Source organism: Actinoplanes sp. NPDC049548, assembly GCF_040676695.1.
In the GTDB taxonomy this organism is placed as follows: domain Bacteria; phylum Actinomycetota; class Actinomycetes; order Mycobacteriales; family Micromonosporaceae; genus Actinoplanes.
The window spans coordinates 1-12,773 of the sequence record NZ_JBFAPM010000003.1 but is presented as its reverse complement, the minus strand read 5'-3'; the positions used below and the strand labels follow the sequence as shown (position 1 = coordinate 12,773).

The window sequence follows — 12,773 nt, the reverse complement described above, 5'->3', positions numbered from 1 at the left end:
CGAGATGGCGATGACGGCAGCGGTCAAGGACGAGCTGAGCCGGGTCGACGTACCCAAGCCGTGCTGCCGCCGTGCGGAGATGGCCGCCCTTCTGCGCTTCGCGGGCGGGCTGCACATCGTCTCCGGGCGGGTGGTCGTCGAGGCCGAGCTCGACACCGGCGCGGTCGCGCGGCGGCTGCGGCGCGAGATCGCGGACGTGTACGGGTACCCGAGCGAGGTGCACGTGCTCGCCTCCGGTGGCCTGCGCAAGGGCAGCCACTACATCGTCCGCATCGTCAAGGACGGGGAGGCGCTCGCCCGGCAGACCGGCCTGCTCGACGTCCGGGGCCGTCCGGTGCGGGGCCTGCCCCCGCACGTCGTCTCCGCGAACGTGTGCTGTGCGGTGGCCGCCTGGCGCGGCGCGTTCATGGCGCACGGTTCGCTGACCGAGCCGGGCCGCTCGAGCGCGCTGGAGATCACCTGCCCGGGACCGGAGGCGGCCCTGGCGCTGCGGGGTGCCGCCCGTCGCATCGGTATCACCGCCAAGGAGCGGGAGGTGCGCGGCGTCGACCGGGTCGTGATCAAGGACGGGGACGCGATCGCCGCGCTGCTCACCCGCATCGGGGCGCACGCGAGCGTGCTCGCCTGGGAAGAGCGACGGGTACGACGGGAGGTGCGCGCGACGGCCAACCGGCTCGCCAACTTCGACGACGCCAACCTGCGCCGCTCGGCCCGCGCGGCCGTGGCGGCGGCGGCGCGGGTGACCCGGGCGCTGGAGATTCTCGCCGACGAGGCGCCGAACCACCTGACGTCGGCGGGCCGGCTGCGGCTCGAGCACCGCCAGGCCAGCCTCGAGGAGCTGGGCGCCCTCGCCGACCCGCCGTTGACCAAGGACGCGATCGCCGGTCGTATAAGGCGTCTGCTCGCCCTGGCCGACAAGCGCGCCCGCGACCTCGGCATCCCGGACACCGAGGCGGCCGTCACGCCGGAGATGATGGCTTGCTGACGACGATTGCCCCGCCCCCTCGACGATCGTGAGAGCGCTGCGATCGCGGGTTCGCCTGGTATCGCTGCTGAGCCTGGTCGCGGTGCTCGCTTCGGTGGCGTGGGTGGCGTACCGGCATTGGCGTGACAGGCCGCCGTTCTCGGTGTCCGCTGTGCACGCCACCGCAACCGTCAGGTTCACCGAATGGTCGCGGTTCGAGCAGGATGCCCGGGCGATCGGCGCGGAGGACCTGGGTGCCCGCCCCGCCGGCCGGCCGGATGACCGGCTTTTCGTGGGCCGGCTGGAGCACCGCACGCCGACGGGGGCCGGCGACCAGGACGTCTTTCACGTCCTTGTCGTCGACAAACGCAACGAGCGGTTCGCCGGCGTCGGAAACCTCACGCAGGGGCCGCCGAGCTACCTTGCCGGTCTGTCGCAGCGGTACCCGTGGTTGCCGGCGCCGAGGGGCGCGGAGGACGGTCAGGCCTGGTCCGTGGCGGTTCCGGCGAACCGGCCGGGTCCGATCTCGTTCGCCGGCGGCCTGCCGGCGTCGCAGGGCTTGACCGAGGCGGATCTCATGGTGGTGTTGGTTCTCGTCGGGCAGGACGGGACCGCGTACTGGGCCGCGCGGGTCAGCGGTTGAGCAGCACACGCCCGAAGAGCACAGTGCCGGCTCCGGCGATCACGACGCTCAGCAGTCCGACTCGCAGGCTGCTGTGGTCGGCGACCAGGCCGACCAGCGGCGGTGAGGCGAGGAAGCCGACGCGCAGCACCCAGCTCACCGCCGCCAGTCCCACGCCCGGCGGCAGGCCGGGCAGCTCGTCGGCCGTGTGCATCGCCGCCGGGACCAGCGTCGCCGTGCCCAGGCCGGCCAGCGCGAACCCGGCCAGGGCGCTGCCCACGGACGGGAAGGCCAGCGCGTATCCCATGCCCGCCGCGGCCAGTGCGCCGCCGAAGCGGGTGACGGTGCGCTGGCCGAAGCGGTCCACCGCGCGGTCGCCGAGGAGCCGGCCGGCGGTCATGGCGACCTGCAGGGCCACGAAGGCCAGGCCGGCGGTTGCCGCCGCCGCCCCGACGTCCTCGGTCAGGAAGAGCGCACCCCAGGACGCTCCGGCGTCCTCCACCAGGGAACCGAAGACCGCCAGCAGGCCCAGCGCCGCGAGCATCCAGACGGCCGCGCCGGGGACGGCACGCCGTCCGCCCGGGGTGGTGGGCCGGTCCGCGTGGTCCGGTCCCGGCAGCATGAACCGGTACGCGACCAGCGCGGTCCCGCTGAACAGCGCCCCGGAGACCGCCAGGTGCACCCCCAGCGGCAGGCCCAGCCCGGCCGCCGCCGCGCCCATCAGGCCACCGAGGACCGCGCCGATGCTCCAGACGCCGTGGAACGAGTTGACGATGGAGCGCTCGTACAGGCGTTGGACGCGCAGGCCGTGGGCGTTCTGGGCGACGTCGACGATGGCGTCCGCCGCGCCCGCCAGGAACAGCGCCGCCGCCAGCGCCCACCAGGTCGGCGCCACCGCGACGAGGAGGAAGCCGAGCGCGACCACGGAGATGCCGAACGCGCCCGTGCGGGAGGATCGGAACAGCCGGATCGCCGCCGAGGCGAAGAGGCCTCCGGTGAGCGCGCCGAGCGGGCCCGCCGCCAGGGCCGTGCCGAGCAGGGCGTTGCTGAGGTCGAGGCTCTCCTTGAGCTCCGGGTAGCGCGGCACGACGTTGGCGAAGAGGGCGCCGTTGGTGAGGAACACGGCGGCGACGGCGACCCGGGCGCGCCGGGCCTGGACGCCGGGCCCGGCGGACGTGGCGGTGACGGTCACGAGAAGCGTTTCACCGCGTCGAGGACCTGCGGCTCCGTCACGGGGAAGCCCGGGAAGCGGGACAGCCGCTGCAGCGGGATGGCCCGCATCATCTGGCCGTGCTGGGGGTCGAAGAGCATCGCGTGGAACGCGCCGTCGCCCAGCTGGGCGCGCATCCAGTCGCCGGCCTGCGGGTGCGCCAGCCAGGCGTCGACGCTCGACTCCGGGGTCAGCGGGGTCGTGACCTGGTCGCCGGCCAGCTCGACCGTGGTCTCCAGGCGGATGTCGCGGGAGGACGCGCCCACCCGGATGCCGAACGTGCCGCCCTCGACGGTCCAGCGCCGCAGCGCCGGGTGCCAGTAGGCGAACGCCCGGCGGTCCAGCTCGACGGTGACCCGCTTGCTCTCGCCGGGTTCCAGTGTGACCCGGGCGAAGCCGCGCAGCTCCTGCTCGGGCCGGTAGACCGCGGCCTGCGGGTCGGTCACGTACACCTGGACGATCTCCGTGCCGGGCCGGGCGCCGGTGTTGGTCACGGTGAGGGTGACCTCCACCCGGTCGCCGTCGGTGGTCGTCGCCAGGCCGGCGTATCCGAACGTCGTGTACGACAAGCCGTGGCCGAAGGGGTACGCGACCGGGAGCCGGTGCGCGTCGTACCAGCGGTAGCCGATGAGCAGGCCCTCGCCGTAGCGGACGTGGCCGTGCTCGCCGGGGAAGTTGCCGATCGTCGGGTTGTCCTCGTAGCGCAGCGGGATCGTCTCGGCGAGCTTGCCGGCCGGTGTGGCGGCGCCGAGCAGCAGGTCGGCCGTGGCGGTGCCCCCGGCCTGGCCGAGGAGCCAGCCTTCGAGCACGGCGGCGGCCCGGTCCTGCCACGGTGCCACGGTCACGGCGGAGCCGTTCGAGAGCACCACGACGACCCGCGGGTTGGCGTCGGCGACGGCGTGCAGCAGGTCGATCTGGTGCGCCGGGAGGTTCATGTGGTCGCGGTCGTAGCCCTCCGACTCGTACGCGGGCGGCAGGCCGAGGAACAGCACGGCCACGTCGGCGCCCGTGGCGGCTCGCACGGCCTCCTCGACCAGGGCCGGGTCGGCGGTGTCGGCGTCGATGGTGAAGCCGGGGGCGAAGCGCACCTCACGCTCGCCGGCACGCAGCGCGTCCAGCGCGGTGTCCACCCGGGTCGGGTTGACCTGCGAGGATCCGGCGCCCTGGAAGCGGGGCGTGCGCGCGAACTCCCCGATCACCGCGATCGGTCCACCGGTGGCGCTCAGCGGCAGGATGCCGTCCTCGTTCTTGAGCAGCACCGCGCTGGCGGCGGCCGCCTCGCGGGCGAGGGCGTGGTGGGCGTCGGCGTCGAACGTCTGTCCCGCCCGGAGCGCCGGCAGCGCGCGGTTGAGCAGCTCGAGCAGGCGGGTGACCGCCAGGTCGACGTCCTTCTCGCTGAGGGTGCCGGCCTGGACCGCGTCCAGGACGACCCGGGTGCCCGCGCCGCCCGAGGCCGGCATCTCCAGGTCGAGGCCGGCGGCGACGGCCGCGTCGCGGCGGTTGACCGCGCCCCAGTCGGACATCACCAGGCCGGTGAAGCCCCACTCGTCGCGCAGCACCTCGGTGAGCAGCCAGGGGTCCTCGCTCGCGTACGTGCCGTTGATCCGGTTGTAGGAGCACATCACCGTCCACGGCTGCGACTTGGTGACGACCCGCTCGAACGCCGGCAGGTAGATCTCGCGCAGCGTGCGCTCGTCCACGTCGGCGGAGACCGTCATCCGCTCGGTCTCCTGGTTGTTGGCGGCGAAGTGCTTGAGCGACGTGCCCACGCCCTGGCTCTGGATGCCGTCGACCAGAGCGGCGCCCAGCTCGCCGGCGAGCAGCGGGTCCTCGGAGAAGTACTCGAAGTTGCGGCCGCACAGCGGCGAGCGCTTCATGTTGATGCCGGGCCCGAGCAGCACCGCGACCTCCTCGGCGCGGCACTCGCGGCCCAGCGCTTCGCCGATGCGGGCGAGCAACTCGGTGTCCCACGTGGAGGCGAGGCCGGCGGCGGGCGGGAAGCAGGTGGCCGGGACGCTCTCGTTGAGGCCGATGTGGTCCGAGTCGCCGGCCTGCTTGCGCAGGCCGTGCGGGCCGTCGGTGACCATCACCGACGGGATGCCGAGGCGCTCGATGCCCTGGGTACGCCAGAAGTCGGCGCCGTCGAGCAGGGCGGCCTTCTCCTCGAGCGTCAGGGCGGCGAGCAGGGCGGGGATGTCGAGGGTGGGGGCGGGGTGGGAGGTCATACCGGACAGCGTAACAATGAAAACCTCCACGTGGAAGTTTTCGTTCTTCTAGGATGGCGCGATGACCGAGGCCACAGTCGGCACCGAGACGAACCGGCGCGGGGCGTACGAGAAGGGGGTGCGGCGCCGGCGCGAGATCCTCGACCGGGCCATCGAGGTGTTCGCCGAGCGGGGCGCCCAGGGGACCTCGCTGCGGGCCATCGGTGAGGCGATCGGGGTGTCGCACGCGGCGCTGAAGCACTACTTCGCGTCCCGCGAGGAGCTGCTCATCGAGGTGTACCGGGCCGCGGAGGAGCGCTCGATCGTCGAGAACCCCGCGCCGGAGGGCAGCTCGGTGGTGGGGCTGATGACCCACGCGGCCCGCCGCAACTCCGGGGTTCCCGGGCTGGTGCAGCTCTACTCGACGCTGGTGGCGAGCGCCCTGGAGAGCGGCCACGACGACGCCCGGACGTTCTTCTCCGCGCGCTTCGAGGGGCTGCGCCGGCTGCTCGCCGCGCTGGTGCGGGACGAGCAGACGGCCGGTCGCATCCGCCCCGACATCGACCCGGAGGCGGCGGCGGCGCTGGTCATCGCGGCCTCCGACGGCCTGCAGACGCAGTGGCTGCTCGACCCCGCGGTCGGCATCGAGAAGTCACTCGAACTGCTGGAAAGCCTCCTGGAGCAGCCCGCGACGCAAGCCCGGCAGCGGGGTACGGCCGCGGGTCACGACGGCCCGTCCGCGTGAGGGCGGTGGCTGGTGTTGCGTTTGTGAACTCGTGTGGGCGTACTCGAAAAATGTCCACCTGAAGTAACGATAAGGTCGCGGCCCCGACGCAAGGGCGACCGACCTCCTCGGCTAGGGTCTTGGGAGACGGCGACGGTGCCGGCAGCTACGGCCGAACGCGCCGGGACGCCGCGATCGACAGACGCGGCGTCGCACGGCAGCGCGGCCCAGTTCCAGCCGGCCCCGAGCAAAGGTCGGCACGAATACCTCCGCCGGTCGCAGAATCCGGCGGACCGAAACGAGGAGATCGACCTGTGACCATCCGGGTTGGCATCAACGGCTTCGGCCGTATCGGCCGTAACTTCTTCCGGGCGGTGCTCGCCTCCGGTGCGGACATCGAGATCGTGGGTGTGAACGACCTCACCGACAACGCCACGCTCGCCCACCTGCTGAAGTACGACAGCATCCTGGGCCGGCTGCCGCACGAGGTGAAGGCCACCTCCGACGAGATCACCGTGGCCGGCAAGACCTTCAAGGCCTTCGCCGAGCGCGACCCGCAGAACCTGGCGTGGGGCGACCTGGGCGCCGACGTCGTCATCGAGTCGACCGGCTTCTTCACCGACGCCACCAAGGCCAAGGCGCACGTCGACAACGGCGCGAAGAAGGTCATCATCTCGGCGCCGGCCAAGAACGAGGACATCACCATCGTCATCGGCGTCAACGACAACCTGTACGACGCCGCGCAGCACACGGTCATCTCGAACGCGTCCTGCACCACCAACTGCCTCGCGCCGATGGCCAAGGTGCTGAACGACACGATCGGCATCGAGCGTGGCCTGATGACCACGATCCACGCCTACACGCAGGACCAGAACCTGCAGGACGGCCCGCACAAGGACCTGCGCCGCGCCCGCGCCGCCGCCCTCAACGTGGTGCCGACCTCGACCGGTGCCGCCAAGGCCGTCAGCCTGGTGCTGCCGGAGCTCAAGGGCAAGCTGGACGGCTTCGCGATGCGCGTGCCGATCCCGACCGGCTCGGCGACCGACCTGACCTTCCAGGCCGGCAAGGAGACCTCGGTGGACGAGGTCAACGCCGCCATCAAGGCCGCCGCGGACGGCCCGCTCAAGGGCATCCTCACCTACACCGAGGACCCGATCGTGTCGGCCGACATCGTCACCGACCCGGCGTCCTGCATCTTCGACGCCGGCCTCACCAAGGTCATCGGCAACCAGGTCAAGGTCGTCGGCTGGTACGACAACGAGTGGGGCTACTCGAACCGCCTCGTCGACCTGGTCAAGCTGGTCGGCTGAGCTTCGTGAAGGCTCTCGACGACCTGCTCGGCGAGGGTGTCTCGGGTCGGCGCGTGCTCGTGCGCGCCGACCTGAACGTCCCGTTCGACAAGAGTGACCCCACGGTCATCAGCGACGACGGCCGCATCCGCGCGGTGCTGCCGACGCTGGTGGCGCTGCGCGACGCGGGCGCCCGCGTCATCGTGTGCTCGCACCTCGGCCGTCCGAAGGGCGCGCCGGACCCCAAGTACACGCTGGCGCCGGTGGCCACACGCCTCGGCGAGCTGCTCGGCAACCCGGTGGTCTTCGCTGAGGACACCGTGGGTGCGTCGGCCTCGGACGCCGTGGACGCGCTGCAGGACGGCCAGGTGCTGCTCCTGGAGAACCTGCGCTTCAACGAGGGCGAGACCTCGAAGGACGACGCCGTGCGCGGCGCGTTCGCCGACCAGCTGGCCGCCTTCGCGGAGTACTACGTCGACGACGCGTTCGGCGCGGTGCACCGCAAGCACGCCTCGGTGTACGACGTCCCGGCACGGCTGCCGCACTACGCCGGTGGGCTGGTGCTGCGCGAGGTCGAGGTGCTGCGACGCGTGACGGAGAGCCCGGAGCAGCCGTACGTGGTGGTGCTCGGCGGCTCCAAGGTGTCCGACAAGCTGGCCGTGATCCAGGCGCTGCTGCCGAAGGTCGACAAACTGCTCGTCGGCGGCGGTATGTGCTTCACCTTCCTCAAGGCCCAGGGGCACGAGGTCGGTAAGTCGCTGCTCGAGACCGAGATGATCTCCACCTGCGCCGATCTGCTGGAGCAGGCGCAGGGGCGCATCGTGCTGCCCGTCGACGTGGTGGCGGCTTCGGCCTTCGCCGCCGACGCGGACCATGACGTTGTGGATGTTTCGGACATTCCGGGCGACCGACTCGGGTTGGACATCGGGCCGCAGTCGGTGGCGTTGTTCGCCGAGGCGATCTCGTCGGCGAAGACGGTGTTCTGGAACGGGCCGATGGGCGTGTTCGAGCTGGCGCCGTTCGCGGCCGGCACCCGGGGCGTGGCCGAGGCGATCACCAAGATCGACGGCTTCTCCGTGGTGGGCGGCGGCGACTCGGCCGCGGCCGTGCGCACGCTGGGCATCGACGAGTCCGGCTTCGGGCACATCTCGACCGGCGGCGGCGCGTCGCTGGAATACCTCGAGGGCAAGACCCTGCCGGGTCTTTCCGCCCTTTCGGCGTCGGAGAGCTGAGCATGACGGACGTGACCCGCCGGCCGATCATGGCCGGCAACTGGAAGATGAACCTCAACCACTTCGAGGCCATCCTCCTGGTGCAGAAGCTCGCCGCCAGCCTCACCGAGCAGCAGCTCACCGACGTCGAGGCCGTCGTCCTGCCGGCGTTCACCTCGCTGCGCAGCGTGCAGACGGCGATCGACGGCGACAAGGTCCGCATCGGGTACGGCGCGCAGGACCTCTCGCCCCACAAGGGCGGGGCGTACACCGGCGACATCTCCGGCGCGATGCTGGCCAAGCTCGGCTGCTCGTACGTGGTGGTCGGGCACTCCGAGCGCCGCGAGTACCACGGCGAGGACGACGCCACGGTCAACGCGAAGGTGAAGGCGGCGCTCGCCAACGAGCTCAGCCCGATCCTCTGCGTCGGCGAGGGGCTGGAGATCCGCGAGGCGGGCGGGCAGGTCGAGCACGTCCGCACCCAGCTCGAGGGTGCGCTCGAGGGGCTCAAGGACGCGGACGTCAAGAAGATCGTCATCGCGTACGAGCCGGTCTGGGCGATCGGCACCGGCAAGACCGCGACGCCCGACGACGCCCAGGAGGTGTGCGGTGCCATCCGGGCACAGCTCGCCGAGAAGTACGGCGCCGAGACGGCCGACGCGGTGCGCATCCAGTACGGCGGCTCCGTGAAGGCGGCGAACATCGCGGCGATCATGGCGCAGCCGGACGTCGACGGCGCGCTGATCGGCGGGGCCAGCCTGGACGCCGACGAGTTCGTCTCGATCGTCCGGTTCCGCGAGCACGTGCAGCGCTAGAGTTCCGACCGGGAACCGGCCGCCCCAGGGCGGTCGGTTCCTTGCGCGCCCGCTATTGTGAGTGCGCTGCTGTGCCCTTCGAGAGGAATGACCCCACCATGCCGATCGCGTTCGCGTACACGTTGATCGTGTTGCTGATTATCACCAGCATCCTGCTGACCCTGCTGATCCTGCTGCACCGCGGTAAGGGTGGCGGCATGTCCAGCATGTTCGGCGGTGGCGTCACCTCCAGCCTGGCCGGCTCCTCGGTGGCGGAGAAGAACCTCGACCGTTACACCGTGCTGGTGGGCATCGTGTGGTTCGCCTGCATCGTGGGCCTCGGCCTCTGGCTGAAGACCACCCAGGGCGGCTCCTGAACCAGATTGTCGGCGGGCGCTTCGTTACCGTTCGTCAGCAACTCTTCCACCAGGCGCTCCGAGAGTCGTAGACTCTGCCGCGCGGTCCGGTCCGTCCGGACCGCGCGGTTGTTTTTCCACCGCTCACCACCGCCGAATCTCTCCCGGCGATGACGCCCCTGAAAGACAGGAGTCACATCCGTGTCCAGTGGCAGTGCGATCCGTGGCAGTCGCATCGGCTCCAGCCCGATGCGCCCCGATGAGCGCAGCGAGCCCGCACCCCGGCGGGAGGTGACGTACTGGTGCGCGGCGGGCCACGAGGTGGAGGTCCGCTTCGCTGCCGACGTCGCCCCGCCCGAGACGTGGGACTGCACCCGCTGCGGCCAGCCGGCCGGCCTCGATCGGGCCAACCCGCCGGGCCGCTCGCGCGTCGAGCCGTACAAGTCGCACCTGGCGTATGTGAAGGAGCGTCGCTCGGACGCCGACGGCGAGGCGATTCTGGCCGAGGCGCTCGCCAAGGTCCGCCAGCGGCGGGGCCGGGGCGACTAGCTGAGCGGGGTCGTCTCCCGGCCCAGGTAGATCACCGAGCCGGCGTCCGGCACGGTCAGCTCGACGAAGCCGACGCGGTCGTAGAAGGCCCTCGCCGCGGTGTTCCGCTCCGCCATGCCCAGGTGCACCCGCGCCACGCCGGCGGCGCGGAGCCCGTCCAGGAACGCCGCGATCAGGGCGCGTCCCCAGCCCTTGCCCTGCCACTCCGGCAGCAGGTCGATGTGCAGGTGCGCCGGGTAGTCCGCCAGTTCGGGAACGAGCATGCGCTCCGGGCGGTAGTGCAGCGCGAGCATGCCCTCCTCGGCGTTCCGCGGCGGATCGGCCGGCTCCGGGTAGCGATCCGCGGTCGAGGGCAGCCATTCCTCGCGGTAACGCCGGACGAAGCGTGCGGTGTCGGCGGTGCCCAGGACGTACCCGACGGGCGTGCCGGTGCCGTCGTCGAGGACGTGCGCGTGTTCCGGCTCCAGGATCACGTACGGCGCGGCGAAGATGTCGCCCATGAGCCGGTCCGAGGAGTACTGGCCACGGGCGTCACCCCCGGCATCGGCGGTACGGACACAGATGTCGTAGACGGCGTCGAGATCATCGGATCGGTAAGCGCGGATTGAAGGCTGCACGACCAGAGTCTAGGGAGCGACCGGATGTGACCGGCGTCACGATCACATCGCCAACCTTCCGGGGCGTCGCGCGTCCCTTATCTGCGAGAGCACGTACCCGACCTCGCAGGAGTTCCGCCGATGCGCCTCACCGCCCGCGCCGCCATGATCACCGCTGCCGCGACGACCGCTGTCGTCCTGGGCGGGGGATACGCCGCCACCGCGTTCGCCGATTCGAGTAACCCTCGGCCGGTTCCCGCGCCCTCGCCCGTGACCGACGAGGATGCGACACCCGTACCGCTGCCGACGCGTTCTGAAGAGACGACGCCCGTGCCGCTGCCTACGCGTTCCGAGGCCGCCACGCCTGTTCCGGTGCCCTCGCGTTCCCAACAGGCGACGGCTGCCCCGGCGCCTTCCACGGCACGGCCGGTGCCTTCTCCCACACGATCGGACGACGCCGGGCCGGTTCCGGCCCCGACACCCTCTTCCCCCGGCGCGGTACCGTCACCCACCCGGTCCCGCTGATCCAGGTCGTCGCCCATGATCCTCGCGCTCCCGCTGCCGCGGCCCCTGCTGCGGTGGCTGCGTGTGACCGTGTCCGGATCCTCGGCGCCGGTCCGCGAGCCCGGCACGCCGGACCGGCCGCCGGCGATCAACGAGCTCTACCACGCACGCCGGCTGCACCTGGTGCGGCTGGCGGTGCTCATGGTCGACGACCTGGGCACGGCCGAGGACATCGTCCAGGACGTGTTCGCGGCCCTCTATCGGCGGCACGGCGCCGACCTGCGGTCCGTCGCAGACCCGGACGCCTACCTGACCTGCGGCGTCATGAACGCGGCGCGCTCGGCGCTGCGCCGCCGCCGGACCGCCCGCGCCTATGTGCCGCCCCCACCCGGCGCGGCGCCGGCCGCCGAGGACCAGATGCTGAAGGGGGAAGGGGACCGCGAGGTGCTGGCGGCGCTGGAGAGGCTGACGGTACGGCAGCGCCAGGTGATGGTGCTGCGCTACTGGTCGGACCTGTCGGAACAGGAGATCGCGGACGTTCTCCACGTGTCGCGGGGAACGGTGAAGTCGACGGCACACCGGGCGCTGGCGTTGTTGCGCGGTCTGCTGGGGGACCGGCCGTGAGCGCCGGTAACGGCGCGTCGTCGCGGTCAGCTGGAGGGCTCGCGGTGAGCGCCGTCGAGCGGCGGTTGCGGGCGGCGCTGGCGGCCCGGGCTTCGGCCGTCACCGCGCATGACCTGCAACCCGCCCTGCCGCCGACCGCGATGGGCCGGCGGCGGCCGGTGCCATCCGCGTGGCGGATCCCGGGATGGCGTCGCCTGCTGGCGGCGGGTGCGGCGCTGGCCGTGGCCGCCGGCGCGGTCGCCATATCGTCGGACGAATCCGGTCCCCGCCGGACACCGGAGGCGCCGGCCGCCACCGTGCCGGCCCCGAGCGACCGTCCCACGACCGTTCCGGTGCCCGCTCCCAGCCCCACGCTGACCCCCACGGCGCCCGGGCCGGAACCGACGCCGAGCGGGTCCCAGGTCTCCGCACCGAAGGGCACACCGCCGGAGACGGCGTCGGGCGAGGTGCCTGCGCCGGCGACGCCCGGCGCGGCGTCGAGGCCGGCGGGATCGCCCGGAGCGACGTCGGAGCCGGTCGGCGCCCCGGTGCCGACACCACCGGGATCCTTCGGGTGATCGCTCTTCCGGCGGCGGCGTACCTGTCAGGATGAGCCGGTGAACTGGACCCTGGAAGTAGTGATCGTCCCGGTCTCGGACATCGACCGGGCCAAGGAGTTCTACGCCGACAAGCTCGGCTTCCACGTCGACCACGACGTCGTCATGGGCGAGGACGCCCGCATCGTGCAGCTGACGCCCCCGGGCTCCGGCTGCTCGATCGTCATCGGCAAGGGCGCGGTGCCCGAGATGACGCCCGGCTCGCTCAAGGGACTCCAGCTGGTGGTGCCGGACATCAACCGGGCCCACGCCGAGCTGGTGGAGCGCGGGGTCGCCGTCAGCGACGTGCAGAAGCTGGGCGAGAACCCGTCGCCGACCCCTGACCCGCTGGACAACGTCGGCTTCGTCTTCTTCAGCGACCCGGACGGCAACGGCTGGGGGGTGCAGCAGATCTCGTCCCGCGCCTGAGTTCTCGGCCCACTTGAGGATTCCGGCGGCCTGAACCGAACGGCAACCGTCGTACGCCCGTGGTGCACTCCCCGGTCCCGGCGGGGGCCCGAAGAGGATGGCATGACGGACACGCAGATCGT

At 72.0% G+C, this 12,773-nt stretch carries 14 protein-coding genes; 11 read left to right on the top strand and 3 right to left on the bottom strand.

What is annotated here, in order from left to right:
• Positions 1-4 precede the first annotated feature (4 nt).
• Together whiA and AB0J80_RS07250 are read left to right on the top strand one after the other, a co-directional pair.
• Positions 5-985, top strand: coding sequence for a DNA-binding protein WhiA (gene whiA, locus AB0J80_RS07255; protein WP_130511592.1), 981 nt, complete (start codon positions 5-7; stop codon positions 983-985).
• Positions 986-1,013: 28 nt separating this feature from the next.
• Complete coding sequence (locus tag AB0J80_RS07250) at positions 1,014-1,607, top strand: hypothetical protein (protein WP_364701371.1); 594 nt, start codon at positions 1,014-1,016, stop codon at positions 1,605-1,607.
• Here AB0J80_RS07250 and AB0J80_RS07245 read toward each other — a convergent pair.
• Together AB0J80_RS07245 and AB0J80_RS07240 are read right to left on the bottom strand one after the other, a co-directional pair.
• Entirely contained in the window at positions 1,597-2,778 is a 1,182-nt protein-coding gene (locus AB0J80_RS07245) for an MFS transporter (protein WP_364701369.1), read from the bottom strand. The two genes, AB0J80_RS07250 and AB0J80_RS07245, sit on opposite strands and share 11 nt — an antisense overlap.
• Complete coding sequence (locus AB0J80_RS07240; RefSeq protein WP_364701367.1) at positions 2,775-5,021, bottom strand: glycoside hydrolase family 3 C-terminal domain-containing protein; 2,247 nt, start codon at positions 5,019-5,021, stop codon at positions 2,775-2,777. Before AB0J80_RS07240 ends, AB0J80_RS07245 begins: the two co-directional genes overlap by 4 nt.
• A 61-nt stretch (positions 5,022-5,082) precedes the next feature.
• On the opposite strand from AB0J80_RS07240, the gene AB0J80_RS07235 reads away from it, so the two are divergent.
• From AB0J80_RS07235 to AB0J80_RS07210, 6 genes are all read left to right on the top strand, one after another.
• A complete protein-coding gene (locus AB0J80_RS07235) occupies positions 5,083-5,745 on the top strand; it encodes a helix-turn-helix domain-containing protein (RefSeq protein WP_364701365.1) in 663 nt (220 codons plus the stop codon).
• Between the two features lie 293 nt (positions 5,746-6,038).
• A complete protein-coding gene (gap, locus tag AB0J80_RS07230; RefSeq protein WP_364701363.1) occupies positions 6,039-7,034 on the top strand; it encodes a type I glyceraldehyde-3-phosphate dehydrogenase in 996 nt (331 codons plus the stop codon).
• 5 nt (positions 7,035-7,039) lie between these two features.
• Complete coding sequence (locus tag AB0J80_RS07225) at positions 7,040-8,245, top strand: phosphoglycerate kinase (protein ID WP_364701361.1); 1,206 nt, start codon at positions 7,040-7,042, stop codon at positions 8,243-8,245.
• 2 nt (positions 8,246-8,247) lie between these two features.
• Positions 8,248-9,039 carry a triose-phosphate isomerase gene (gene tpiA / locus AB0J80_RS07220; protein ID WP_364701359.1) on the top strand — a complete coding sequence of 264 codons (792 nt, stop codon included), beginning with the start codon at positions 8,248-8,250 and terminating at the stop codon, positions 9,037-9,039.
• A 98-nt stretch (positions 9,040-9,137) separates the two neighbouring features.
• Positions 9,138-9,395 carry a preprotein translocase subunit SecG gene (secG, locus tag AB0J80_RS07215; RefSeq protein ID WP_364701357.1) on the top strand — a complete coding sequence of 86 codons (258 nt, stop codon included), beginning with the start codon at positions 9,138-9,140 and terminating at the stop codon, positions 9,393-9,395.
• A gap of 180 nt (positions 9,396-9,575) precedes the next feature.
• Positions 9,576-9,923 carry an RNA polymerase-binding protein RbpA gene (locus AB0J80_RS07210; protein WP_364701355.1) on the top strand — a complete coding sequence of 116 codons (348 nt, stop codon included), beginning with the start codon at positions 9,576-9,578 and terminating at the stop codon, positions 9,921-9,923.
• Here the strand turns inward: AB0J80_RS07210 and AB0J80_RS07205 are convergent.
• A complete protein-coding gene (locus AB0J80_RS07205) occupies positions 9,920-10,540 on the bottom strand; it encodes a GNAT family N-acetyltransferase (RefSeq protein WP_364701353.1) in 621 nt (206 codons plus the stop codon). The genes AB0J80_RS07210 and AB0J80_RS07205 overlap by 4 nt on opposite strands.
• Positions 10,541-11,059: 519 nt before the next feature.
• Here AB0J80_RS07205 and AB0J80_RS07200 point away from each other — a divergent pair.
• Genes AB0J80_RS07200 through AB0J80_RS07190 form a run of 3 tightly spaced genes read left to right on the top strand, consistent with a single transcriptional unit; the run spans position 11,060 to position 12,651 of the window.
• Positions 11,060-11,647: a sigma-70 family RNA polymerase sigma factor gene (locus AB0J80_RS07200; RefSeq protein WP_364701351.1), complete on the top strand. Its 588-nt coding sequence runs from the start codon at positions 11,060-11,062 to the stop codon at positions 11,645-11,647.
• Positions 11,644-12,204, top strand: coding sequence for a hypothetical protein (locus AB0J80_RS07195; RefSeq protein ID WP_364701349.1), 561 nt, complete (start codon positions 11,644-11,646; stop codon positions 12,202-12,204). The genes AB0J80_RS07200 and AB0J80_RS07195 overlap by 4 nt, the downstream gene beginning before the upstream one ends.
• 39 nt (positions 12,205-12,243) lie before the next feature.
• A complete protein-coding gene (locus AB0J80_RS07190; protein WP_364701347.1) occupies positions 12,244-12,651 on the top strand; it encodes a VOC family protein in 408 nt (135 codons plus the stop codon).
• Positions 12,652-12,773: the final 122 nt, after the last annotated feature.